Annotated in this window: 23 protein-coding genes and 1 tRNA gene; 11 read left to right on the plus strand and 13 right to left on the minus strand. The window is 70.2% G+C overall.

Translation table 11 applies throughout. From position 1 onward, the window contains the following. Nucleotides 1–3 precede the first annotated feature (3 nt). Together ACIQLL_RS16365 and ACIQLL_RS16370 are read left to right on the plus strand one after the other, a co-directional pair. Nucleotides 4–468, plus strand: a complete 465-nt coding sequence (locus tag ACIQLL_RS16365; RefSeq protein WP_402469420.1) for a peroxiredoxin — start codon at nt 4–6, stop codon at nt 466–468. Between the two features lie 90 nt (nt 469–558). Further along, a tRNA-Val gene (locus ACIQLL_RS16370) sits at nt 559–632 on the plus strand. A gap of 179 nt (nt 633–811) precedes the next feature. On the opposite strand, the gene ACIQLL_RS16375 is transcribed toward ACIQLL_RS16370, so the two are convergent. Beyond that, the gene (locus ACIQLL_RS16375) at nt 812–2239 is read right to left on the minus strand and encodes an MFS transporter (RefSeq protein ID WP_402469423.1); all 1428 of its coding nucleotides are present in this window, start codon (nt 2237–2239) and stop codon (nt 812–814) included. 648 nt (nt 2240–2887) lie between these two features. Here ACIQLL_RS16375 and ACIQLL_RS16380 point away from each other — a divergent pair. The 5 genes from ACIQLL_RS16380 to ACIQLL_RS16400 all read left to right on the plus strand — a co-directional run bounded on the left by ACIQLL_RS16380 (nt 2888) and on the right by ACIQLL_RS16400 (nt 7022). Continuing rightward, nucleotides 2888–3319 carry a cupin domain-containing protein gene (locus tag ACIQLL_RS16380; RefSeq protein ID WP_402469425.1) on the plus strand — a complete coding sequence of 144 codons (432 nt, stop codon included), beginning with the start codon at nt 2888–2890 and terminating at the stop codon, nt 3317–3319. Further along, nucleotides 3316–4173, plus strand: coding sequence for an aldo/keto reductase (locus tag ACIQLL_RS16385; protein WP_402469428.1), 858 nt, complete (start codon nt 3316–3318; stop codon nt 4171–4173). The genes ACIQLL_RS16380 and ACIQLL_RS16385 overlap by 4 nt, the downstream gene beginning before the upstream one ends. A gap of 193 nt (nt 4174–4366) precedes the next feature. Continuing rightward, nucleotides 4367–5743 (plus strand): MBL fold metallo-hydrolase RNA specificity domain-containing protein, encoded by a 1377-nt coding sequence (locus ACIQLL_RS16390; RefSeq protein ID WP_402469430.1) that lies wholly within the window; start codon nt 4367–4369, stop codon nt 5741–5743. A 217-nt stretch (nt 5744–5960) separates the two neighbouring features. Further along, on the plus strand, nt 5961–6467 hold the full coding sequence (locus ACIQLL_RS16395) for a GyrI-like domain-containing protein (protein ID WP_402469432.1): 507 nt from the start codon (nt 5961–5963) through the stop codon (nt 6465–6467). A 30-nt stretch (nt 6468–6497) separates the two neighbouring features. Beyond that, on the plus strand, nt 6498–7022 hold the full coding sequence (locus ACIQLL_RS16400; RefSeq protein ID WP_402469434.1) for a flavodoxin family protein: 525 nt from the start codon (nt 6498–6500) through the stop codon (nt 7020–7022). Nucleotides 7023–7064: 42 nt separating this feature from the next. On the opposite strand, the gene ACIQLL_RS16405 is transcribed toward ACIQLL_RS16400, so the two are convergent. The 7 genes from ACIQLL_RS16405 to ACIQLL_RS16435 all read right to left on the minus strand — a co-directional run bounded on the left by ACIQLL_RS16405 (nt 7065) and on the right by ACIQLL_RS16435 (nt 13775). Continuing rightward, nucleotides 7065–8054: a zinc-dependent alcohol dehydrogenase family protein gene (locus ACIQLL_RS16405; protein WP_402469436.1), complete on the minus strand. Its 990-nt coding sequence runs from the start codon at nt 8052–8054 to the stop codon at nt 7065–7067. A gap of 8 nt (nt 8055–8062) precedes the next feature. Next, nucleotides 8063–8947, minus strand: a complete 885-nt coding sequence (locus ACIQLL_RS16410) for a universal stress protein (RefSeq protein ID WP_402469438.1) — start codon at nt 8945–8947, stop codon at nt 8063–8065. Between the two features lie 182 nt (nt 8948–9129). Next, complete coding sequence (locus ACIQLL_RS16415) at nt 9130–9477, minus strand: DUF202 domain-containing protein (RefSeq protein WP_402469440.1); 348 nt, start codon at nt 9475–9477, stop codon at nt 9130–9132. Beyond that, nucleotides 9474–9845 carry a YidH family protein gene (locus tag ACIQLL_RS16420; protein WP_402469443.1) on the minus strand — a complete coding sequence of 124 codons (372 nt, stop codon included), beginning with the start codon at nt 9843–9845 and terminating at the stop codon, nt 9474–9476. The genes ACIQLL_RS16415 and ACIQLL_RS16420 overlap by 4 nt, the downstream gene beginning before the upstream one ends. A gap of 50 nt (nt 9846–9895) precedes the next feature. After that, on the minus strand, nt 9896–11281 hold the full coding sequence (locus ACIQLL_RS16425; RefSeq protein WP_402469445.1) for an MFS transporter: 1386 nt from the start codon (nt 11279–11281) through the stop codon (nt 9896–9898). An 86-nt stretch (nt 11282–11367) separates the two neighbouring features. Then, nucleotides 11368–13173: a sulfatase gene (locus ACIQLL_RS16430; protein WP_402469448.1), complete on the minus strand. Its 1806-nt coding sequence runs from the start codon at nt 13171–13173 to the stop codon at nt 11368–11370. After that, nucleotides 13170–13775, minus strand: coding sequence for a PadR family transcriptional regulator (locus ACIQLL_RS16435; protein ID WP_402469451.1), 606 nt, complete (start codon nt 13773–13775; stop codon nt 13170–13172). The genes ACIQLL_RS16430 and ACIQLL_RS16435 overlap by 4 nt, the downstream gene beginning before the upstream one ends. 110 nt (nt 13776–13885) lie before the next feature. On the opposite strand from ACIQLL_RS16435, the gene ACIQLL_RS16440 reads away from it, so the two are divergent. From ACIQLL_RS16440 to ACIQLL_RS16450, 3 genes are all read left to right on the plus strand, one after another. Beyond that, on the plus strand, nt 13886–14773 hold the full coding sequence (locus ACIQLL_RS16440; protein ID WP_402469452.1) for a formylglycine-generating enzyme family protein: 888 nt from the start codon (nt 13886–13888) through the stop codon (nt 14771–14773). Nucleotides 14774–14884: 111 nt separating this feature from the next. Further along, nucleotides 14885–15325 carry a CBS domain-containing protein gene (locus ACIQLL_RS16445; protein ID WP_402469455.1) on the plus strand — a complete coding sequence of 147 codons (441 nt, stop codon included), beginning with the start codon at nt 14885–14887 and terminating at the stop codon, nt 15323–15325. Nucleotides 15326–15615: 290 nt separating this feature from the next. After that, entirely contained in the window at nt 15616–16572 is a 957-nt protein-coding gene (locus ACIQLL_RS16450; RefSeq protein WP_402469489.1) for an AvrD family protein, read from the plus strand. Here ACIQLL_RS16450 and ACIQLL_RS16455 read toward each other — a convergent pair. Beyond that, nucleotides 16551–17234 (minus strand): ScbR family autoregulator-binding transcription factor, encoded by a 684-nt coding sequence (locus tag ACIQLL_RS16455; RefSeq protein ID WP_402469457.1) that lies wholly within the window; start codon nt 17232–17234, stop codon nt 16551–16553. The genes ACIQLL_RS16450 and ACIQLL_RS16455 overlap by 22 nt on opposite strands. An 82-nt stretch (nt 17235–17316) precedes the next feature. On the opposite strand from ACIQLL_RS16455, the gene ACIQLL_RS16460 reads away from it, so the two are divergent. Then, nucleotides 17317–18234, plus strand: a complete 918-nt coding sequence (locus ACIQLL_RS16460) for an NAD-dependent epimerase/dehydratase family protein (protein WP_402469459.1) — start codon at nt 17317–17319, stop codon at nt 18232–18234. 183 nt (nt 18235–18417) lie between these two features. Here the strand turns inward: ACIQLL_RS16460 and ACIQLL_RS16465 are convergent, their stop codons facing one another. The 4 genes from ACIQLL_RS16465 to ACIQLL_RS16480 all read right to left on the minus strand — a co-directional run bounded on the left by ACIQLL_RS16465 (nt 18418) and on the right by ACIQLL_RS16480 (nt 22490). Continuing rightward, nucleotides 18418–19329 carry a DUF11 domain-containing protein gene (locus ACIQLL_RS16465; RefSeq protein WP_402469462.1) on the minus strand — a complete coding sequence of 304 codons (912 nt, stop codon included), beginning with the start codon at nt 19327–19329 and terminating at the stop codon, nt 18418–18420. 169 nt (nt 19330–19498) lie between these two features. Next, on the minus strand, nt 19499–20404 hold the full coding sequence (locus ACIQLL_RS16470) for a hypothetical protein (protein WP_402469465.1): 906 nt from the start codon (nt 20402–20404) through the stop codon (nt 19499–19501). Nucleotides 20405–20444: 40 nt separating this feature from the next. Beyond that, on the minus strand, nt 20445–21368 hold the full coding sequence (locus ACIQLL_RS16475) for a hypothetical protein (protein WP_402469468.1): 924 nt from the start codon (nt 21366–21368) through the stop codon (nt 20445–20447). A 231-nt stretch (nt 21369–21599) separates the two neighbouring features. Further along, nucleotides 21600–22490: a hypothetical protein gene (locus tag ACIQLL_RS16480; RefSeq protein WP_402469471.1), complete on the minus strand. Its 891-nt coding sequence runs from the start codon at nt 22488–22490 to the stop codon at nt 21600–21602. Between the last annotated feature and the right edge of the window lie 100 nt (nt 22491–22590).

Raw genomic sequence — 22590 nt, forward strand, 5'->3', positions numbered from 1 at the left:
GCGATGTCGGACGGCGCTCCGGTCGCGGGCGACCCCGCGCCGGACCTCACCCTTCCCGACACCCACGGCACGCCCACCCACCTGGCCGACCTGCGCGGTGAGCCGGTGCTGGTGGTGTTCTTCCCGTTCGCGTTCTCCGGCCTGTGCACCGACGAGCTCGGTGAGCTGCGGGACAACCTCGGCGAGTTCGAGGCGGCCGGGGTGCAGGTGCTCGCCGTGTCCACCGACCCGGTGTTCGCGCTCAAGGCGTGGCAGGAGGTCGAGGGATTCGGGTTCGACCTGCTGAGCGACTTCTGGCCGCACGGCGCGGCGGCACGGGCCTTCGGCGTCTTCGACGACGAGTCGGGTCATGCCCTGCGCGGGTCGTTCCTCGTCGACGCCGACGGCATCGTGCGCTGGTCGGTGGTGCGTCCCCGGGGCCGGCGGCGCGACCTCGACGCCTACCTGCAGGCCATCGCCCAGGTCTGACGTGCGCGCCCGGCCCGCGAGCCCGGCGCACGCACCGGCGCGCGCCGGGTATCCTGTGCTGCGCCGCCAGGGCATCGCCCTGGCCTGCCGGGGCCTGTAGCTCAGTTGGTCAGAGCGCCACGTTTACACCGTGGATGTCGGGGGTTCGAGTCCCTCCGGGCCCACCGCGAGCAACAGCTAGATGCAACATTCGCCCGACGATCAGGCGCCTGCAATCCAGCCGCCCGGCGCGACCGAGCCACACGCGCCCCGCAGCTTCAGCTCCCCTGCCGGGTGCACCAGAATCGGGTTCTGGCAGATCCGAACCTCCCGGGCGTGGCGGGCCCGAGCGCCGCCTCCTGCTCTAGCCTTGCCGGTCGGTCGCGCTTGCCCGCTGTCCGCGCAGGAGCACGAGCGCGAGCACTGCTGCGGCGAGGAGCAGGCCTGCCGCGACGGTCAGCGCGGTGCTGTATCCGGCAACGAGTGCCTGATCGGAGGGCAGGTTGGCGTTGTCCGGGCGGGCGGTGACGGTGGCTGCCACGCCGGCGAGCAGGGCGAGCCCGAGCGCGACGCCGATCTGCTGGGCGGAGTTCAGCAGCGCGGAGGCGATGCCGGCCTTGTCGGGATCGACGCGGTAGACCGCGGCCTGGGTCAGGGTGAGGACGCCGAGTCCGAAGCCGAGCGCGAGGACGAACATCGCGGGGGCGAGGTGCAGCCAGTACCCGGTGTCGACGGTGATCGTGGAGAACCAGAACGCGGCGGTGGCGCCGAGCAGCGCGGCGGCCGCGGCGACGTAGCGCGGCGCGATGCGCAGCAGCAGCTTCGGCGCGATACCGGCGCCGACCACGATGCCGAGGGCGAAGGGCAGCCAGGCGAGCCCGGTCTGTAGCGGGCTGTAGTGCTGGACCTGCTGCAGGTGCAGGGTGATGACGTAGAACGTGCCCATCGGGCCGATCGCGAGCAGCAGCATGGTCAGGTAGGCGCCGATACGGTCGCGGTCGTGGAACAGGCTCAGCGGCAGCAGCGGGTCGCGGCTACGGGCCTGGGTGACGACGAACACCGTCAGCAGCGCGGCCGCGGCGACCACGAGGCCGATCGCGACCGGGTCGCCGAGGCCTTCGTCGCCGAACCGCGTGATGGCGTAGATGAGGCTGACCATGCCGGCGGTGCCCAGGACGGCGTCCAGGACTCCGACGCGGCCGCGGTGACGGTCGGCGGACACGAGAGTGCGGCTGCCGAGCAGCACCATGAGCCCGATGGGGACATTGATGAAGAAGACCCACCGCCAGCCGAGGGTGTCGGTGAGCACGCCACCGAGCAGCAGACCCAGGATGATGCCGAGCCCGGACATCGCCCCGTAGAGCGAGAGCGCCTTGTCACGCATCGAGCGTTCGGAGAAGGTCGTGGCGATCAGCGCCAGAGCGTTCGGGGCAGCCATCGCCGCGCCGATGCCCTGTACGGCGCGGGCGCCGACGAGCATGGCCGTCGTCTGCCCGAAGCCGCCGACCAGGGACGCCACGACGAACAGCGTGATGCCGACCTGCAGGGTGCGGCGCCGGCCCCACAAGTCTCCGACCCGGCCGCCGAGCATCAGCAGCGCGCCGAACGAGAGGATGTAGGCGTTGACGACCCACGGTAGATCAACGGCCTCGACGTCGAGCTCGGCCTGAATGCTCGGCAGCGCGATGTTCACGATCGAGTCGTCGAGCACGAGCATCAGCTGTGCGGTCGCGATCACCAGCAGAGCCACCTGGGCACCGCGCTGGGTCGTCGCCGACTGGTTCTTGGCCACGCCTTCCTCCCGTTCACGGCGCTCGGGCCGCTTCCGCTTCGTCATCTGAGTCCGGGCCGCAGCTCTGTCCGGTCGGACGAGGGCAGCGCAGCACGCCGACGACTATACCCCAGGGGGGTATGTTTCGCTGCTAAGGCGAACTCGTCTGCGACTCCCTGCCAGCCCTGCTCGCCGTTCACGACTGACCGTTCCCGACACGGCCGGACCGCGTGCTCGAGGTGTGGATCTGATCGCTCGGTGGCGGCGTATCTCCTTCAGGTGTGGCGGTGATGCAGCCTTGCTCGACGTCGTATCACCGCTGAACCCCGCGGACGACTTTCGGGGAGCAAAGGTGCAGGTCAACGTGCATTCCGAGGCTTGCACCGTGGATGTCGGGGGTTCGAGTCCCTCCGGGCCCACCTCACGCGGACTCCGATCCGCCTTCTCGCCGTCCGACGTCGTGCACGGCGAGTGCGACCGAGGCCCGGGCCCCGACGCCGTCTCTACGGTAGCCACGACCGCTCGGGGTGCTCCGGTCAGGGGTGTACCAGCAGGGTCTCCCTGTGCGCTCGACGCCGTCCTAGCGTGGAGTCCGCGGCACACGGCCGCGTCCGGCCGAGGACCAGCGTCCCTGGTGAAGGCCACCCAGGTCACACAGAAGGAGTCGACATGAGCGACGAGTTCGATCAGATCTTCCCGCTCGGGGAGCCCAACGACGCCTTTGCGCAGTACTTCGTCGGCCAGAGCTACCTCGCCCCGCTGGCCGGCGGGAACGTCCCGGTGAGCAACGTGTCGTTCGAACCGGGCTGCCGCAACAACTGGCACATCCACCACGGCACCGACGGCGGCGGGGACCAGATCCTGCTGTGCACGGCCGGCAGCGGCTGGTACCAGGCCGAGGGCGAGGAGCCGGTCAGCCTGGAGCCGGGAACGGTGATCAGGGTCCCTGCCGGGACGAAGCACTGGCACGGGGCGAAGGCCGACTCCTGGTTCTCCCACGTCGCCTTCATCACCCCGGGCGAGGACGTCAGCAACGAATGGCTCGAGCCGGTCACCGACGAGGTGTACGGGCGCCTGCCGAAGAACGGAGAGCACGCATGAGCATCCTGAACGAGACCTCCACCCTGTCCGGCGGTGTCGAGATCCCCAAGCTGGGGCTGGGCACCTGGTTCATCGACGATGACCAGGCCGCCGAAGCCGTTCGCGCGGCGGTCGAGATCGGCTACCGGAACATCGACACCGCCCAGGCCTACGGCAACGAACGCGGCGTCGGCGAAGGAATCCGCACGTCCGGCGTCGCCCGCGAGGACCTGTTCGTATCGACCAAGCTCGCCGCGGAGATCAAGGACTATGACGGTGCGGTCGCCGCGATCGACGGGTCGCTGGCCACGATGGGCCTGGACTACATCGATCTGTTCCTCATCCACGCCCCGCAGCCGTGGGAGGACTTCCGCGGCGGTGACTACGCCGACGGCAACCGGCAGGCCTGGAAGGCCCTCGAAGAGGCGCACCGGGCGGGCAAGGTCCGCGCCATCGGAGTGTCGAACTTCCTTCAGTCCGACCTCGACAGCCTCCTCGAGAACGCGACCGTCACACCGCACGTCAACCAGCTGCTCGTCCACGCCGGCAACACGCCGACCGAGCTGCTCGACTACTGCGAGAGCAAGGGCATCGTGGTCGAGGCCTACTCGCCGATCGCCCACGGCGAGATCCTGAACAACCCCGACGTCCAGGCGATGGCCGAGACGTACAGCGTGACGGTGCCGCAGCTCTGCATCCGCTACACGCTGCAGCTGGGCGCTGTGTCCCTGCCGAAGACGGCGAACCCGGACCACATGCGGTCCAACGCGCAGGTCGACTTCGTCATCTCCGACCACGACATGGCGACGCTGCGCGATCTGCACGACCGCGACTACGGCGACTCCAGCGTGTTCCCGGTGTACAGCGGGAAGTGAGCCGGGCCCACCGGGTCATCGACGACCACTGCCGGCTGGCGGTCGCGCCCTTGGTCGCCGAGGGCGAGGCCGCCAAGGCCGCCGTCCGGGTCGTCTCGGGCGCGATCGTCCCCAGGTCCGCGCACGGTGCCGGGACGTTCGGCCCTACTGCGCTCACCCCCGTGCGGCGGACGATGGGGTCCGAGGGGGCCCGATGAGTGACGCGGTGTCGTTGACGTTCCTCGGTGGCGCGGGAACCGTCACCGGGAGCCGTTTCCTGATCGACTCGGGCGATCGTCGTCTCCTGGTCGACTGCGGTCTCTACCAGGGCGAGCGGAGGTGGAGACGCAAGAACTGGGACCCCTTCCCGGTTCCACCCCGGACCATCGACGACGTGGTGCTGACGCACTGCCACCTGGACCACTGCGGTTTTCTCCCCGCCCTCGTCCGCGACGGCTACGAGGGATCGATACGGATGACCGAGGGGACGGCGGCGCTCACCGCGATCGTCCTGCGGGACAGCGCGAACCTGCAGGAACGCGACGCGGACCTCGCCCGGAGCGGCGGGTGGTCCCGTCACGACCCACCCCTGCCCCTCTACACCGTCGCCGACGCCGAGCGGGCGATCGGGCGTTTCGCGACCGTGCCGTTCGACGTCGACCTCGACCTGGGTGCCGGGTCCGCCGTCCGGCTGGTCCGAGCCGGTCATGTCCTGGGTTCGGCCAGCGTGCTCGCGCGCGTCGGGCCGGCCCAGGTCCTGTTCTCGGGGGATCTCGGCCGCACGGAGCACCCGGTGCTGCGCCCCCGCGCGGACCCGCCGTCGGCGCGCGCCGTGGTGATCGAGTCCACCTACGGGGACCGGGAGCACCACGACCCACCCCGGTCCCATGCGGCGTTCGCGGACGCCGTGCGGCGCACGATCCGGCGAGGTGGGGTGGTGCTCGTGCCGGCGTTCGCCGTGGACCGCACGGAGCTGGTCCTGCACGCCCTGTCGGGGATGGTCCGCGACGGGCGGATTCCTCCGGTCCCGGTGTTCGTCGACAGCCCGATGGCGCTGGCCGCCCTCGAGGTGTACGACCGCGCCGAGGTCGCGGGGGAGCTCCGCCCGGGTCTGGCGAAGTTCGTCGACCTTCCCTCGCTGCACGCGGCGCGCACCCCGGAGGAGTCGATGGCGCTCAACTCACCGCGCCAGCCGTGCATCATCGTCTCCGCCTCCGGCATGGCGTCCGGCGGCCGGGTGGTCCATCACCTGCGCCATCTGCTCCCGGACCGAAGGAACTGTGTCGTCCTGACCGGCTATCAGGCGATCGGCACCCGAGGCAGGATGCTGCACGACGGCGCGCACGAGGTGAAGATGATGGGCCGGTACATACCGGTCAAGGCGGAGATCGTCGAGGACCAGGAGTTCTCCGTCCACGCGGACGCGAGCGAGCTGATCGACTGGTTGGGGCGGATGTCGGAACCGCCCGAGGTCGTCTACGTCGTCCACGGTGAGGCGCACGCCTCGGCCGCCCTGGCCGACCGCGTCCGTGACGAGGTGGGTTGCCTCGCTGTGGTTCCTCGCCCGGGCGAGAAGGTCCTGCTGGACTGACGGCCGAGGCGCTGGTCGCCGCCACGCCCGCCCCGTGATCATCGCCCTGCCGGCCACCGTCGGCACCGGGTGTCGGCTGTCCGGTCCGCGCCGTGCGGGACTTCCGTCCGCTCGACGTGGGACCAAGGTCCCTGTCCAGGACCGGGGATGGGGCGCGATCGTGGATCCAGCGGTCGTCGGTCGGGCGCGTCGATGACCGCCGGGGAGGTTCAGCACGATGGACGAGGGACACGAGATCCGGCTCATCGAGTCCTTGGAGCAGCCCACCTTCGGTGTTCGTCAGCTGGCCCGGCGGGACGACCTGCCCGCGTTGTTCGCCCGGGTCGTGCCGCTGGTGGCCGCGGCGCTGGAGCGTGGCGGCCGGCAGCCGGCCGGGCCACCGTACGCCCGCTACCGCGGTGCGATGTCCGGAGGGTTCGACGTCGAGGTCGGGTTCCCGCTGGCGGAGCCCGCTGAGCTCAGCGTCCCCGACGCCGGTCCGGGCACGCCCGTGTCCGGCGTCCTGCCCGAGGCGCGGGTGGTGGAGACCGTCCACGTCGGCGCCTACGACGGCCTGCCGGAGACCTATGGACGCCTCGAGGCCTGGATGGTGGACCACGACCTCCAGCCGTTGGACGAGTCGTGGGAGTACTACGAGTCCGGACCCGAGTCGGACCCGGACCCTGACACCTGGCGCACCCGGATCGTCATGCCGGTGAGCGGCCCGGCGGTCGGGGCCGGCTGACGGTGCCGGCGGCGAGAGGAGTGGATCGAGATGTCCGCACTGGTGGTCTACGAGTCCTGCTTCGGCAACACGGCCCTGGTGGCGCGCTCCGTGGGAGACGGGATCGCCACGCACATGCCGGTGCGCGTGTGCTCTGTCACCTGCCTGGACGACCACGGGACGGACGGTGAGGATCTGGTCGTCATCGGTGGGCCGACGCACGCGTTCGCCATGAGCCGGCCCCAGACGCGGCGCGACGCCATGGAACGCCTGGGCGACCGGCCGGTCGACCAGGCGGGGATCCGGGAGTTCATCGATCGGCTGGCGCCGGCTCGGTCGATGCAGCTGTACGCCACCTTCGACACCCGGGCGGACAACGTCCGCCACCTGCCCGGTTCTGCGGCCCACTCCGCAGCGCGAGCACTGCGCCACAACGGGCACCGCGTGGTGGACCGCGGCGCGTCGTTCTACGTCGCCGGCGTCGAGGGTCCGCTGTTGCCGTACGAGCGCGACCGGGCCCGCGAGTGGGGCGAGAGAGTGGCTCTCCGGGCCGAGGAGCTCCTCCAGCGGGCGTGACGCCCACTCCCTCCCCGGTGCCGTCCCTGCCGGCCGACGTCGTCAGTCCGGCACGAGGACGAGGGACCCTGCCACCCGGCCGGCGCGCAGGTCGTCGAGGGCGGCGTCGGCAGCGGTGAACGGGTACCGCGTCACGGTCGGTGCCAGCTGCAGGGTGGTCGCCAGGCGCAGGAGCTCCGCCCCGTCGGCCCGGGTGTTGGCGGTGACGGTGCGCAGGTCGCGCTCCTCGAAGAGGTGGCGGTCGTAGGCCATGGACGGGATGTCGCTCATGTGGATCCCGGCCAGCACGACGGTGCCGCCCCGGTCGGTGGCCCGCAGCGCGTACGGGACGAGCTCGCCGGCCGGCGCGAAGACGATGGCGGCGTCGACGAGGACCGGCGGGACGTCGGTCGCCCCACCGACGAACCGCGCCCCGGAGCGCCGGGCGAGCTCGCGGTGGTGCTGCCCGCGCGTCATGACGAACAGCTCGGCCCCTCGGGCCGCCGCCACCTGCGCGGTGAGGTGGGCGCTGGACCCGAACCCGTAGATGCCGAGCCGGCCGCCGGGTGGCAGGTTCGCCCTGGTCAGAGCGCGATATCCGATGATCCCGGCGCACAGCAACGGTGCCGTGGTCACCGGGTCGTGGTCGGGGGTGAGGGGGTAGGCGAAGGCCTCCGGCACGGTGGTCCGCTCCGCGAACCCGCCGTCGGCGTCCCACCCGGTGAACTCCGCGTCCGGGCAGAGGTTCTCGCGGCCCTCGCGGCACCAGCGGCAGGCCCCGCAGGTGCGGCGCAGCCAGGCGACGCCGACGCGTTCGCCGGGACGCAGCCGGCGGACCGCGGACCCGGTGGCCTCGACGGTCCCGACGACCTGGTGGCCGGGCACGACGTGCCCTCGGTGCACCGCCAGCTCCCGGTCCACGACGTGCAGGTCGGTGCGGCACACACCCGAGGCCTCGACGCGGACGAGCACCTCGTCCGCCGCGGGCTCCGGGTCGGGGAGCTCGGTCAGGGTGATGCCGCCAGGCTCGTCCCCGGTGGCCCAGGCCCGCACGACCGGCCTCAGTCCGTCGCGGCGTGCGGGCGGGCGGTGTGCGCCACGGCCACCACGCACGGCGCGTCGCCGAGGAGCACGTCCGGTACCGACCCGAGCAGCCTGCCGACGAAGCGGGGGTGGCGGTGCCCGCCGAGGACCAGCAGGTCCGACGGCGTGACGTGCTCGAGCAGGGCGTCGACGGGACTGCCCGTGCGGACCTCCTGACGGCACTCGACGTCGGGCACCAGCTCCTTCCACCGGTGGGCGAGGCCCTGCAACGCGGCCTCGACGTCCTCCATGCGTCCCGCTCCTGCCTCGCGCGCCACCCGCGTGGATTGTTGGACGGTGTGCAACAGCACCACGGGGCAGCCGGCGGCGCGGGCCTCGGCGAACGCGAGGTCGAGGGGGGCGGCGGGGTCGTCGTCGAACCCGATGCCGACGACGACCCGCTCCGGGTCGCCGGTGCGGGCCCCGGTGGGCACGACGGCGGCCGGCCCGCGGGCGTGGGCGGCCACGGTCGCCGAGACGGAGCCGAGGATGTGCCGGGTGACGTCGGTCCCGCGACGTCCGACGACCACCAGATCAACGTCCCGCGAGGCGTGCAGGAGCGCGGGGGCGGGAGCCCCGACCGACGGGACCGCGTCGACGTGCACCGATACGCGGTCGGCGTGATCGATCCTGTCGAGCGCGCTGCTCAGGATCCGTTGCGTCGCGTCCTGCAGCGTCTCGATCTCGTAGGCGGGCACCGGGGTGACCGGGCCGACGGGCACCGCCTCGGCGTGCGAGATGGTGAGCGGGACGTGGTGCCGGGCGGCGGCTGCTCGAGCCCAGTCGAACGCGTGGTAGCTCTCCGGTGAGCCGTCGACCCCGACGACGATCCCACGGGTCCAGGTCTCGTCCATGGTGCTCATCTCCTTCTGCGGCCAGCACACCACGGGGAATCTGGCCGTCCCAGGTGCCAATGACCCGTGGCCGAGGGCCGAAGGTCCCGGACCGGCCTCGGCGTCCAGGGACGGAACCGTGCGCCGACCGCGCCCGGACCGTCCCCCACGAGGTCCGGTCGATGCCGGCTCGCTCGGAGCTCCTGGGCGGGTCAGGACACCGCGTGGGTGATGACGAAGACGGCGGAGACGACGGCGATCAGCAGAGCCGCCACCGTGACGACGGCGAGCATCCCGCCGCCGGGCATCACGGGGACGGTCGGTGCGGGGCCTGCGGTGTGCAGGGCGTCCGTGAGTCGGCGGAACCGGACCGTGGACGTGCGCAGCATCGCGAGACCGCCGAGCAGGGCCAGCAAGGGAAGGACCAGACCCAGCACCGGCTGACTCGCCCCGAGATAGCGTGCCGCGACCGCCGTACCGGCGGTGGTGGCCAGGACGGTGCGGCGCCACGCCAGCTCGGTGCGCTCGGGCTGGAGGCCCTGGTCCCAGGGTGGCTTCACGCCGGCGTGCCGAGCACGAGGCCCATGGCGACCAGGACCGCGGCCGCCAGCAGGCCGACGGCCGCGGGCAGCGCGGACACCGGCGGTGGCAGCGGCCGTCCGTGCCGCATCGCGCGCTCGGTGCGCGTCCAGCCGACCCAGGCCTCGACGACGAGCGCGATCGCCGTCGCCACCAGGATCAACGCAGCGGCGAGTCGCAGCGGTGGGTGCAGCGGAGTGGCGAGGGCCTCGAGCGCGACGGCACCGGCCAGAAAGGCGAGCGCGGTACGGATCCAGGCCAGGAAGGTGCGTTCGTTGGCGAGGGAGAACCGAGGGTCGGGCTCGTCGCCGCTCCGGTAGACGCTGCGTGGGAGTCGTGGGTCGGTCATGTCCTGCTCCGTGATCGACGTGCCGTGGTCTCGCGCGGTCGGTGGTGGGGTCAGCTGCCGGAGGAGGCGGCGAGGCGTTCGTGGCGCCGCTCGAGCTCTCGGCCGAGCGCGTCGCGGTCCCGCCGGAACGGCTTGTACAGCAGCGTGAGGTAGACCGCGTTGAGCGTCATGATGCCGACGACCAGCCAGAGCATCGTCGCGCGCATCCCGATCGCCTCGGCGAGGAACCCGGCGGTGAGGGTGTAGATCGCGAAGCCGACGGACTCGGCGATGGAGACGAAGATCGCGAAGGCGGCCGGTCGCAGCTCGGGCGGCGTCACGGACATCACCAGGGGTCGGTTGACGCCCGGGTTCACCCCCATGGCCGCTCCGACCAGGGCGAAGAGGACCAGGTACGGCGCGATGCCGCCGTAGGCGAACTGGGTCGCGAAGAACGCGATGACGGCGTAGGCGAGCTGCGCAGCCTGCAGGAACGCCACCCGGCCGTAGTTCGGGCTGACCTTGTGCAGCGCGTCCGAGAGGATCCCGCCGAGGAACGTACCGGCGAGGTAGCCGAAGCCGAACGGAGCCATCACCGTGGCGGCCACGGCCGTGTCGAAGCCGTACTCCTGCACCAGCAGCACGACGCCGAAGCTGGCCAGCAGCAGGTGGCTGGACAGCAGCCGGCTGCCGAGGAGCACGACGAAGCTGGGGATCTTCAGCAGGGACTTCACCTTGTCCCACGTGACCGTCTGCTCGGCGTCGCGCGCCTTCTGGTCGAACTCGCGCAGCTGGGCCTCCCCGGATCCGACACCCGGATCCTTGTAGAAGGCCAGGATGAGCACACCGAAGAGCACGTTGACCGCACCGAAGGCGAAGAAGCCGTAGCGCCAACCGTTCTCGATGTTCGCGAGCTGGCCGATCAACGGCGCCAGCAGCGAGCTGGTGGCGGTGACGCCCCCGTAGACCCAGCCGACGACGCGCCCGCGACGCTTCTCCTCGAAGGAGTCGCCGATGACGGCGGGAACGAACGTGTGGGCGGCGACCGGCCCCATCGCCATGATCGCGTAGAGCACCAGGAGCTGGGTGAAGTTCTGCGAGAACCCGGCAGCCACACCCCACAGGCCCCAGAACCCCGTGGCCAGCGCCAGGGCACCCTTGCGGCCGGTCTTGCGGGCGACGAGCACCCAGGCCGGCCCGGCCACGGCGCCGACGATGCGCCCGGTCGCCGCGAGGATGCCCAGCGCGCTGGTCGCCAGGCCCAGGGAAGCCTGGATCACCGGGAACAGCGTGGTCATGATGCTGCCCTCGCCGCCGTCGGTGGCCATCGAGCCACCGAGCAGGGCGAGGTTGGTCTTGCGTCGGGGCACCACCGGGCCACCTCCGGACGTGTCGTCGGTGGGGGCTGCGGCGTCGGTCGACGTCGCCGGGCCGGTCCTCAGGGTGGGTTGGGTCATCGTCACTCCTTCGTGGCATGCCGCACGGTCGTTGTGCGGCGCGAGGTGGAACCTGGGAAGGCTCCGTGCTGCAGGTGGGTAGGCGGTCAGCCGGCGGTCGGGACGGTCGCGTCCCGTGCCGACTCCAGGGCTGTGGCGAGAGCCGCCAGGAGGGGCCGGGGCAGGAGCCCGACCAGCGACGCCGCGATCTCCAGCAGCGAGAGATCGGCGACGTAGTCGGTGAGCGGTGGCGCGGTGAGCATGGGCGCGTGCTGCGCCAGCACCGCACGGGTGGACTCGTCCTGGAGCAGTGAGCCCAGCGTGAGGTCCAGCTGCAGACCGGCGGTGCCGAAGTCCTCGGCGCGTGCTCCCGGTTGGAGGGAGGCCTGGAGGAGAGGCCACTGCTGCTCGACGAGCAGGTGCTCGGTCGACAACGGGCCGGTCGGCGGCAGCCCCAGGCGGACGAACTGCTCCTGAGGCGCGTCGGAGTCGGCCAGGAGGTCGCGCAGCATCGTCGCCATCCGCAGCTCGAGCGCCTCGTCCCGCAACGGCCGCGTCTGGTGCGGGTCCTCGGTCAGGTCGAACAGCTGGGTGCCGAAGACGTAGGGCGTGACGAACGACTGTGCGGGGGTGCGCAGGACCTTGGTCCCCTTGGTGAAGGAGAACCCGTCCACGTGCTCGGCGGCACCGAGCTCTCCGGCTCCGAAGAAACCGTTCATGCGGGTCGGCATGAGGGTGTACTCGAACAGGGGGCCGTTCTGCGCCGTCGTCGAGGCCCGCATGTAGACGTAGCGTCCGTCCGAGACGCAGACGTGACCGCCGAAGATGCCGAACAGGCCGGCGGTGCGGATCGGTTCGTCGCGGGCGACGACGTCGGTGAGCGGCCGCCCCTGCATGTCTGGCGTGGGTGTCACGCCGAAGAAGTCGAGCAGTGTCGGCCCGAAGTCGATGGTCTGCACCAGGGATTCCCGGCGTTCGCCGGCGACGCCGGTCCGGGGGTCCCAGATGAAGAGCGGGGTGTGGATCGTCTCGTCGTACCAGGGCTGGATGTTCTTGCCCCACCAGCCGTGCTCGCCGAGCATGAATCCGTGATCGGTGTTGACGATCAGCAGGGTGTCGTCCCACAGGTCGTGCTCGTCCATGAGGTCGAGCACCCGCCCCAGCGAGTGGTCGCACATGCTCAGCAGCGCGGCGTACTCGGCGCGGCCGTGCTCGACGACGTCCGCGTCCTCCGTGACCTGGCTGTAGGACGGCCAGTCGAAGTGCGGGCCGTCGTAACCGGTGTCGTAGTGCCGCTTGTACTGGGCGTAGCTGAAGAAGGGCTCGTGCGGGTCGAACGTCTCGATCTGCAGGAACCAGTCGTCCTGATCCTTGTTGGTCTCGATGAACTCCACCCCGGCGTCGAAGGTGCGCGTCTGGGGGTGGTCGGCCTCGTCGGTGAGGTGGGATCGGTTGACCCAGTCCTGACGCCAGAGGTTCGGCTTGAGCCGCGCGGTCGTGCCTGCCGACTCGGGGATCTGCGGATCGGCGACCTGACCCTTCCACGGGTCGCCCTCCTGGCCGCGGAACATCTCGAACGTGCTGTAGCGCGTGTGGTAGGTGGCGCCGCCGTCCTCCCAGTAGTGCTGGTGGTCGGTGGCCAGATGGGTGTGCACACCGGCGGCGGAGAGCATCGCCGGGACCGAGTCGTCGAACGGCTCGAGGGGGCCCCACGATCGGTGCAGGAAGTTGTGCCGTGCGGTGTGCATCTCCCGGCGGGCGGGCATGCAGGGCATGGAACCGCCGTAGCAGTTGTCGAAAGTGGCGGTCCGGTCGGCGAGCCGCCGGAAGTTGGGGGCGTGCACCCAGTCCGCGCCGTAGGGCGGCAGCATCTGGCGGTTGAGGCTGTCGAACATCACCATGATCGCTCTCATGCCTGGTCCTCCTTCTCGGCGTCGGCGACGGTGGACGGGTCGTCGACCATCGCGCGGATCTCGGTGCGCATCTGCTCGAGCCACTCGATCCAGGCGTCCACCGCCTGCATCCCCTGACGGTGCAGCGCCTCGCCGACCCACTCGCTGCGCGCGGGGTCGAGGTCTGTGAGCGTGCCGTCGGCCGGCAGCCCACGCTGACGGCTCCGGTTCTCACCGACCTGCTTGCGGCGGTAGGTCAGCTCCGTCTCGACGACGTCGAGCGCGGCGCGGACGTCGAGAGGGACCGTGAACATCAGCCGGGCGGAGAAGTCGGCGTCCTGGTAGCGGCTCGACGGTTCGTAGGGCGACCGGACCCACGACAACAGCTCCTGGTGGCCGGCGTCGGTGATCCGGTAGACCTTCGCGTCGGGGCGGCCGTTGCTGGGGTGGATCGCGGAGTCCACGAGCCCGCGTGACTCCATGGCGCGGAGCTCTCGGTAGACCTGCGAGTGGTGGAGGTTCGACCGGAGGAACTTGCCCTCGACGTCGAACCAGCGCATCAGGTCGTATCCGTGGTGGGGGCGGTGGGCGAGCAGCCCCAGGAGAAGGTGGGTGAGCTTCATCGGTCTCTTCCGGTCGGTGATAGGTGCGAGAACGACTATGTGCAACTGCACCTATGTGTGAAGTGTTATAGCCTGCTTGCCGCGGTGGTGTCAACATCCAGGAGGGCTGCATGGCCGTGACGGAGCACGTGAACGTCCCTGGCGGGAGGTATCGGCTCGGGGACCACTTCGACGAGGGGTACCCGGCCGACGGGGAGTCCCCGACGTTCGAGGTGGCCGTCGAAGGCTTCGACATCGACGCCACCCCCGTGACCAACGCGCAGTTCGGCGCCTTCGTCGAGGCGACGGGCCACCAGACGGACGCGGAACGCTATGGCGACTCCGCCGTGTTCCACCTGGCCGTCGCGGCGCGGCCCGAGGATGTGGTGGGGCGGTCCGGCGCGGCGCCCTGGTGGCTCCGGGTGCGTGGAGCCGACTGGCGACACCCGTACGGGCCGACGAGCGGCATCGACGATCTGGCGGAGCACCCGGTGGTCCACGTGAGCTGGGCCGACGCGCGGGCCTATGCCGGATGGGCGGGGTGCTCGTTGCCGACCGAGGCGCAGTGGGAGGTCGCCGCACGTGGCGGGCTCGTCGGCGCGCGGTTCGCCTGGGGCGACGAGTTGACTCCCGGTGGACGATGGATGTGCAACATCTGGCAGGGGCGGTTCCCGACCCGGAACACCGCAGAGGACGGGTGGCTCGCCACCTCGCCCGTCGCTACCTACCCGCCCAACGGCTACGGCCTCTACGACGTCGCGGGCAACGTCTGGGAGTGGTGCGAGGACGTCTTCCGCGCTGCGCGCCCTGACCAGGGTGCACGGGTCGATGACGGTGGTCGCCGACACCTTGGACTCGCCGACGACGGCGTGACGGCCGCGCCGCTGCGCCGCGTGACCCGGGGTGGTTCGTACCTCTGTCACGACTCCTACTGCCACCGCTATCGCGTGGCCGCGCGGACGGGCAACACCCCGGACTCGACCGCCGGCAACTGTGGGTTCCGGACGGTCGGTCGCTGACCAGCGATGCGCCGTCCCTCTCGCGGGGGGCGTGTGCGGCCGGATGCCCGTAGCGTCGAAGGTGCAGGCCGGGACGACGATGTCCTGGCGCGCACCGGACGGAGGTCTGAGATGCGAGTGACGGAGATGTTGCGCCACAAGGGCGACGAGGTCGTCACCACCACGTCGCGAGCGAGTGTGCGGGACCTGCTCGCGCTGCTCGCCGAGCACCGGATCGGTGCCGTCGTCGTGTCGGACGACGGCGTGCACGTCGACGGCATCGTCAGCGAGCGCGACGTGGTCCGGCGCCTGCACGCCGAGGGCGACGGCGTGCTCGACGAACCGGTGTCACGGATCATGACGGTCGACGTCCACGGCTGCGCACCGGAGACGCCGCTCGACGACCTCATGGTGGCGATGACCGAACGCCGGATCCGGCACGTGCCCGTCCTGCACGACGGCCGGCTGGTCGGGATCGTGAGCATCGGCGACGTCGTCAAGCGCCGGATGGCCGAGGTGCAGGCCGAGCGGGACCAGCTGACCGACTACATCACCGGTGGCCGGATGCCCTGACCCGACGTCAGGGACAGGATCGCCGTCCCTCCCGGTTCGTGGCGGGGGCGCCGGTGGGGCCGCCGGGCCGTGAGGCGAGCCGGCGCGATAATGACAAGGTCGTTCGATCGACATCCGGCCTCCAGATTCGCTCACCACGCTCTTGCCCACCCGGCGACCAGGGGCGATGCACAAGCAGGACGTTCGCTTTTCACCCGCACCCGTGCCTCGTCCGGCTCGCATCGTTCGCTCTCCTGTCGGATGCTGGGGACCTGGGTCCTGCGCTGCCTGACCGGCTCGAAGGAGATCTGATGTCGCACACGGTGCCGGCTCGTCCGACGAGCGGCCAGACGTTCGACGCCGTCCTCGGCCCGAGGAGCAGTCGTTACTTCGGCGCCGGGTACCGGAGGACCCGATATCACCTGCCGCCCTTGCGGCCAGAAGAGGACGACGGCGGGCTCCTTGCCGGTGTGGCTGGTGTCTCGTACCCCGCCGACTGGTCCCACAAACCGGGAGTGTCTCGCGTGCCTCATCTCAGCACCGCAGACGCCATCGTCCTCGGCGCTCACGCTGCGGAGATGGCCCTCACCCGCGCCCTCGGCCTGAACCGCGACGAGCTCCGGGACGCGTGGTTCGCCGAGTTCGCCGTCCGCACCGGAGCCCATCCGGTCAGTGCCCTCGACGAGGTCCCGGTGTCGTGCCGGTGGGCGGTGGACCCGGACGACAGGCGACGCAGCGACTATCTGATCAAGGTCGGGACCTTCACGGTCACCGCGGTGGTCTGCCACCCCGAGGTGGGGATCCCCGCTCGTCGCCGGGTCGGCACGATCGGCCCGACCCTCTACACGCACGGCTTCCGCGAGACCGACCATGTCGGACGCATCCTCGACGCCGACGCGACCGCAGCAAGTTTGAAGTGCTACACGGAGGTCGGCCCTCAGGTGGTCCACGACGGCATCGAGAGCGGCACGGGCACGGCTGCCTCCCTGGTGGACTGCCTGGTGTTCGCCGGGCAGATGCTGCAGATGCTCGTGAGTCTGATCGACGGGGTCACGCGGGACCGGTCCGGCAACCTGTGGCTACGGACCATCACCTTCTCGACGTCTGATCCTGCGCGGCCGGCCTGGGCGCAACCTCGGATGCGGATCACCGACCGTCAGGACGTCGTGCGCGGGGACGACGTGCTTCACGCGTTGTCCGTCCGTTGTGAAGGGATGTTCGGCACGACGATGGCCGGCAAGGCCGCCTACGCCGACACACCGGGATGAAGACGTGCTCCCGGCTGAGAACGGTCGAACAGGTCGTCCACCCGGGCCAGAAGCCGCTCCTGCCGATCGGCCGCCCCGATGCTGTGCACGACCAGGTGCCACATGGTCCGCAGACGCCGGTACAGGTCCGCGCGACCGCTGAGCACGTCAGACACGACGTGAACACCGGTGAAGTAGGGAATCAGGGTCTCGGCGAGGTCCGGCAGCGGGATGCTCGTGACCACGTCACCGACGTCGACCGCGTCCTGCAGCGGTGCGATCAGACCATCGATCCAGCGGCGGTAGAACTCCGCGGTGGGAACGGCCAGCGTCCCCTGTTCGAGGGAGAGCCGGATCCCCGCGCGGACGACGACGTCCGTCAGCAGGGCATCAGCCACCGCACGCGACGCGCGGAACAGCACGTCCATGCCCCGGTGCCGGGCGATGATCTCCCCAAAGCCTGCGAGAGTTCGCGCGTTCTGCTCCTCGATCACCGCGAGGGCGATCGATTCCTTCGTCGGGAAGTAGAAGTACACGGAGCCGGTCGTGGCGCCGGAGGACTGCGTGATCAGCTTGAGCGACGACTGCCCGTAGCCATACTGCTCGAAGACGCTCGCCGCGCCCTCCAGCACCGCAGCCCGCCGCTCGAAGCCTCGCTGTTGCTGGGGTTCCCTGATGTCCATGTGTCCACCTCTCCCACAGATTCGAGGGCGCCGAATGGCACAGTACCCCGACGCGGACCAGTCCGGGGCCAGGATTTCTCGCGTGGCGTTGACTGGCGCGACGGGGTTCATCGGCTCCGCCGTGGTGCGCCATCTGTCCGCAGCGGCCGAGACGGCGGTGCTCGTCCGTGAGGCGGGGCGGGTAGACGCCCCGGCGCGGACGGTTCAAGGCACGCTCGACGACCGCGGTGCGCTCGAGGACCTGTGTGCCGGGGCGCAGATCCTCGTCCACGCGGCGAGCTACGTCGGCGACGATCCGACGCTCCAGCAGTCGGTCAACGTCGAAGGTACCGCCCGCGTTGTCGAGGTCGCGCGTCGGGCCGGTGTCCGCCGCATCGTGCACCTCTCGACGGCGGGGGTGTACGGCGGTGATCTGAACGGTCGGGCGGAGAACGAGCGGCCCGAGCGTCCGAGGTCGGCCTTGTCCTCCAGCCGTCTCCTGGCCGAACGCTACGTCCTCGACGCCGGCGGTACCGTCCTCAGGCCGCATCTCGTCCACGGACGCGGTGATCGTTGGTTTCTCGCGCCCCTCATCGCCGCGGTGCGGCGCCTGGGTGCGTGGGTCGGCAACCCGGACGCGCCGCTGTCGTGCATCGGGCGTGATCGGCTGGGGGCCTTGGTCGCGCGAACCGCGGTTGACGATCTCGCCGCGGGCGTCTACCACGTGGCGGAGCCACGTCCCACCAGCGTCCGCAGCCTGGCGGGACCCGTGTTCGCACATGCCGGGACCGAGACCCCGACATGTGCGTTGGGGGCTGGTGAGGCCGCGATCGCCCTGGCGCCGTTGGGCATCACTCGTGCCCAGATCGACCTCGTCGCCCACGATTCGTGGTTCAGCACCACCAAACTCTGGACGGCCTCGCCGCCCGCGGTCAGACTGTCACTTCCCGCGCAGCGGGTGCCCGAGGACGTGGACTGGTACGCCTCCGCCCTGGCTGACCCGCACCCGGCCCGCAACTGACTGCCTGCACCGTCCGTCCAGGACGGTGGCCGGGCGCCGCGTCACGACACCATCGACCAGGTACCCGATGACGCCGAGCCCATCGACGAGGGCCTGCCCCCGATCGTCGACGCGATCGAGGGCAGGCCCGATGCGGTCAGAGGTCAGTCTGGCACCTCGCGACCGCGGTCCGTCGTGCTGGACTCAGCAGGTGATGATCACCCCGGTGAGGCTGGCGCAGTGCGCAGAGGACGTGTCGTTGGCCGGGTTGGGGTCGGACGGGCTCGACGACACGCGCGTCGCGGTCGCGTTGAGTGACCCGATGGCCAGCAGAGCGATGTTCGCCTTGAAAGACCTCGACGCCTCATCACCACTGGCGATCGCTCCCACGTCGCAGACGACGATATCCGTCGAAGACGCGTACGAGCATCCCGCGGGCAGGTTCGACACCGAGTACACCTTGTGAGGAAGCGCGAACTCGACGCTCGAGGCCGTCGCCTCATCCGGGCCAGTGTTCGCGACGGTGAGCTGGTAGGTGATCTGGGAAGCAAGCAACGGTCCAGCGGCGGCCTGAAGGTCGACGGCGAGATCCGCCTCCTGCGGCACCGACTCGACGGTCAGCGGGAGGACTGCCCCATAGCCTCCGGAACCACCGGTGATGCCCACCTCGAACACCAGCTGCTTGGTCGTCGGGGCGACCACGTCCTCCCGCACGTCGTAGTGGAGTGTCGCCGACTCGGTCGCTCCGCCCGCCACGGGGATCTCGACCGTGTAGTCGGTTTGCGGTGGGTTGCTCTGGTCCTGGGTGCACGACGAGACCCCGGTGGTCGCACCGCAGTCGAGATCCAGAATCGTCGTGTTCGGAGGCGCTGCGAACATCCGGATGCTGGCGGTGCCAGCGCTGGCCAGCTTGCTGGTGACGTCGATCTGGATTGTGAACGACTCGCCGGGCAGGACCTCGCTGTCGGAGATCGTCATCACGGCGGACATCGAGGGACCGTCATAGGTCGTGCTGGCCGGGGCGGCCGCTGCCGGCTGGGCTGCCACGGCGAAGCCTGTTGCAGCCAGGATGAGAAAACTCATCGCGGTCAGGACTCTTCGCTGTCTGGTGGACATTTGCTGCTCCTGGTGAGAGGGCACGAGCTCGACCTGAGCCGACGCGTGCAGGTGGCGAGACTGTTCGGTGATGGTCGGCGAGTACCGACGCGCGGGCCGCACTCGAACGCGGCCGGCTGGCCGAGCGGCTGGCAAGCACGCTGCCGCACCGGGCAGCGTGCTTGCCCCCTCAGCAGGTGATGACGACTCCGAGAAGGTTCTGGCAGGTCTTCGTCGCGGTGTCGTTGGCGGCGTTCGGATCGCTCGGGCTGGACGAGACCCGGCTCGCCGTGGCCGTGAGCGAGCCGTGCGAGAGCAGGACGACGTTCGCCTTGAAGTTCCTGGTGACGGTGTCGCCTGACGCGATCGCTCCGGTCTCGCAGGTGACGACGTCGGTCGCCGAGCTGTAGGTGCAGGTGGCGGGCAGGCCTGAGACCGAACCTGTCTGAGCGGGCAGGGCCACGTCGACCGTGGACGCTGTGGCAGCGGCAGGGCCGTCGTTGCTCACCTTGAGCGTGTAGGAGATCTGCGAGGTGAGCAGCGAGCCAGTCGCGGACAGGCCGACGTCGAGGTCGGCCGCAGGCTCGAGGACGGTGATCGTGATGACGGGGGTGAAGTTGCTGCTGAACGACGTCCCGAGACCGACGTCGGGCTCGATCTCGTAGGTTCCGGGTGCGGCGTCGGAGCGGACCTGGAGGTCGAACTCCACGGTCTCGGTGCCCGAGGGCGGGACGTCGGTGCGGCCGCGCAGGGCGATGCCGTCCAGGAGGGAGTCGCAGTCCCCGGACGGGTCGTCGACCGTGCAGGAGTTCAGGTCGAAGATGGCGGTCAGCTCGTCGGTGTAGGCGTACAGCCCGCCGGAGGCGTAGATCGTCGCGTTCGTGGAGTTGGTGTACTCCATGGTGAGCGACACGTCGTCGCCCTGAGACACGACGGTGTCCGAGAAGCTGAACGTGGCGCTGCCGGTGGCGACCGTCACGCTCGTCGACGCCGGGTCGGAGGCCGAGGCAGGAAGCGTGCTGGTGGCAAGCGTGGCCGCCGCCAGGACGGCGACGACGGTTCTGCCGACAAACCGGCGTGAAGTGGGAGAACGCATGGGTCTACTCCTTCGGAGACAAAGATTGGTCGGCACCCGGTCAGCAGGTGATGATGAGGCCGGTGAGGCTGCCGCAGTGTGCGGTGGAGGTGTCGTTGGCCGGGTTGGGGTCGTCGGGGCTGGACGAGACGCGGGTGGCGGTCGCGTTCAGTGAGCCGATGGCCAGCAGGGCGATGTTGGCCTTGAACGACAGCGAGCTGGTGTCGCCGTTGGTGACGGCCCCGGTGTCGCAGGTGACGACGTCGGTGGACGAGTCGTAGGCGCACGCGGCGGGCAGGTTGGACACGGAGTACACCTTGTGCGGCAGGTCGATCTCCACGCTGGACGCCGTCGCGTCCCCCGGGCCCGTGTTCGACACGTCCAGGTCGTAGGTGATCTGTGAACCGAGCAGCGGACCCGCCGTCGCGTCCAGAGCGACACCCAGATCCGCCTCCGCCGGTGCCGTCACGGTGAACGGGGTGGCCGGGCCGAGCTGGCCCGCGATGTTGGGCAGGCCAGGCCTCTCAGCGATCCCCAGTCCCGTGATCGGATAGGTGCCAGCGGGCGCCGCGTTGTTGACTCGGAGCTCCACCGTCGCTGTGGCCCGAGTATCGACGGGCGGGCTCCCTGCCACGATCACGCCACCGTCGGGCCCCGCCGTGATCCCGCAGGTCTCGACCGCCTCGGATTCGTCGATGCAGCCGTCGAAGACGAAGAGTGGGATGCCGCCAGCTTCCGGGACGTCGAGGTTCAGGCTGAGCCGCGCAGGGCCCTCGTAGTTGATCAGCGTGACCGCAACGGTGAATGCGTCTCCGGCCGACAACGTGGTGTCCGAGAACTCGGCGCGAATCGTTCCCACGTTCGTGTTATAGGAGACGGTGGCAGGGTCTGCGGCCGTTGCCGACGGTGCCACGGAGACGAGTCCGACCACGGCCAGTGCGAGCGCGCTGGCAGCGCCGAGGGATTGAGGCAGACTGTTGAACATATCGAGCTCCTCTTCGGGAGGCGGTCGGCGAGCCCGGTCAGGCACGCCGCAATGCTGGTGGCGCCGGAGGTGGAGATGTAGGGGCGACGTGAGGCGTGGAGATCGTCCATGTGCCTCGTGTTCGCGGGCCCCGGGGCTTCGGGTGAGATGCCCGGTGAAGAGCCGTCCGTGGTTCGCTCCCGCCCGGTCGGCGCACCGCACGACTGGGCGGGAGCGGTGAGCACATCTTGGTCAGCAGGTGATGATGAGTCCGGTCAGGCTGCCGCAGTGTGCGGTGGAGGTGTCGTTGGCCGGGTTGGGGTCGTCCGGGCTGGAGGTGACGCGGGTCGCGGTCGCGTTCAGTGATCCGATGGACAGCAGCGCGATGTTGGCCTTGAACGACAGCGAACTCGTGTCGCCGTTGGTGATCGCTCCGGTGTCGCAGGTGACCACGTCGGTGGAGGAGTCGTAGGCGCACGCGGCGGGCAGGTTGGACACGGAGTACACCTTGTGCGGCAGGTCGATCTCCACGCTGGACGCCGTCGCGTCCCCCGGGCCCGCGTTCGACACGTCCAGGTCGTAGGTGATCTGCGAGCCCAGCAACGGGCCCGCCGTTGCGTCCAGAGCGACCTCGAGATCAGCGGGCGGCGGGCCGACGGTCAGGGAGACGGCAGGACTGAAAGTGACGGCCGTGCCATCGACGGCACCGGTGAGGGTCATCGGGTAGGTCCCGTCGGGTGTGGTGGGAAAGACGTACAGCCCGACAGAGATCGTTCCGCTCTCGCCGGCGGGGATCGACACCTCCAAGGTCACCTCGTTGCCCGCCTGGCTGCACGTCGGCGGTAGGCCCGTGGTACCGCACCCTGTGAGAGTGAAGTTCACCGCTGGAGGCGCGACGATGACGAGACTGGACGAGATCTCCGAGCCCGTCGTGTTGGTGAACGACGTCTCCAAATCGGTGACGGGGAAGCCCGGGTCCAGGACTGTGTCCGAAACGTTGATGGAGATGTCACCGCTCGGTGCCGACGCCGTCGTCGTGACGGGTACGGCGCCGTGAGCCGACGCCGACGTCGCCGTCAGGCCCGCTATGGCGAGTGCGGCCACACCGAGTGTGGCAAGAGTTCTTCTTGAGAGAGCGCGCATGGCGTTTCTTCCTTCCGAGCACTAGCAGGTGATGATGAGTCCGGTGAGGCTGCCGCAGTGTGCGGTCGACGTGTCGTTGGCCGCGTTGGGGTCGTCCGGG

The sequence above is a fragment of the Isoptericola aurantiacus genome, assembly GCF_044769875.1.
Classification (GTDB): Bacteria; Actinomycetota; Actinomycetes; order Actinomycetales; family Cellulomonadaceae; genus Isoptericola; species Isoptericola aurantiacus.

Excerpts from the sequence above, each read along its gene's own strand:
- ACIQLL_RS16465 (WP_402469462.1), bottom strand. The coding sequence starts at position 19,329 with ATGTCCACCAGACAGCGAAGAGTCCTGACCGCGATGAGTTTTCTCATC.
- ACIQLL_RS16390 (WP_402469430.1), top strand. The coding sequence starts at position 4,367 with ATGAGTGACGCGGTGTCGTTGACGTTCCTCGGTGGCGCGGGAACCGTC.
- ACIQLL_RS16400 (WP_402469434.1), top strand. The coding sequence starts at position 6,498 with ATGTCCGCACTGGTGGTCTACGAGTCCTGCTTCGGCAACACGGCCCTG.
- ACIQLL_RS16365 (WP_402469420.1), top strand. The coding sequence starts at position 4 with ATGTCGGACGGCGCTCCGGTCGCGGGCGACCCCGCGCCGGACCTCACC.
- ACIQLL_RS16430 (WP_402469448.1), bottom strand. The coding sequence starts at position 13,173 with ATGAGAGCGATCATGGTGATGTTCGACAGCCTCAACCGCCAGATGCTG.
- ACIQLL_RS16445 (WP_402469455.1), top strand. The coding sequence starts at position 14,885 with ATGCGAGTGACGGAGATGTTGCGCCACAAGGGCGACGAGGTCGTCACC.
- ACIQLL_RS16480 (WP_402469471.1), bottom strand. The coding sequence starts at position 22,490 with ATGCGCGCTCTCTCAAGAAGAACTCTTGCCACACTCGGTGTGGCCGCA.
- ACIQLL_RS16440 (WP_402469452.1), top strand. The coding sequence starts at position 13,886 with ATGGCCGTGACGGAGCACGTGAACGTCCCTGGCGGGAGGTATCGGCTC.
- ACIQLL_RS16450 (WP_402469489.1), top strand. The coding sequence starts at position 15,616 with ATGTCGCACACGGTGCCGGCTCGTCCGACGAGCGGCCAGACGTTCGAC.
- ACIQLL_RS16420 (WP_402469443.1), bottom strand. The coding sequence starts at position 9,845 with ATGACCGACCCACGACTCCCACGCAGCGTCTACCGGAGCGGCGACGAG.
- ACIQLL_RS16455 (WP_402469457.1), bottom strand. The coding sequence starts at position 17,234 with ATGGACATCAGGGAACCCCAGCAACAGCGAGGCTTCGAGCGGCGGGCT.
- ACIQLL_RS16425 (WP_402469445.1), bottom strand. The coding sequence starts at position 11,281 with ATGACCCAACCCACCCTGAGGACCGGCCCGGCGACGTCGACCGACGCC.
- ACIQLL_RS16410 (WP_402469438.1), bottom strand. The coding sequence starts at position 8,947 with ATGAGCACCATGGACGAGACCTGGACCCGTGGGATCGTCGTCGGGGTC.
- ACIQLL_RS16475 (WP_402469468.1), bottom strand. The coding sequence starts at position 21,368 with ATGTTCAACAGTCTGCCTCAATCCCTCGGCGCTGCCAGCGCGCTCGCA.
- ACIQLL_RS16435 (WP_402469451.1), bottom strand. The coding sequence starts at position 13,775 with ATGAAGCTCACCCACCTTCTCCTGGGGCTGCTCGCCCACCGCCCCCAC.
- ACIQLL_RS16395 (WP_402469432.1), top strand. The coding sequence starts at position 5,961 with ATGGACGAGGGACACGAGATCCGGCTCATCGAGTCCTTGGAGCAGCCC.
- ACIQLL_RS16385 (WP_402469428.1), top strand. The coding sequence starts at position 3,316 with ATGAGCATCCTGAACGAGACCTCCACCCTGTCCGGCGGTGTCGAGATC.
- ACIQLL_RS16470 (WP_402469465.1), bottom strand. The coding sequence starts at position 20,404 with ATGCGTTCTCCCACTTCACGCCGGTTTGTCGGCAGAACCGTCGTCGCC.
- ACIQLL_RS16380 (WP_402469425.1), top strand. The coding sequence starts at position 2,888 with ATGAGCGACGAGTTCGATCAGATCTTCCCGCTCGGGGAGCCCAACGAC.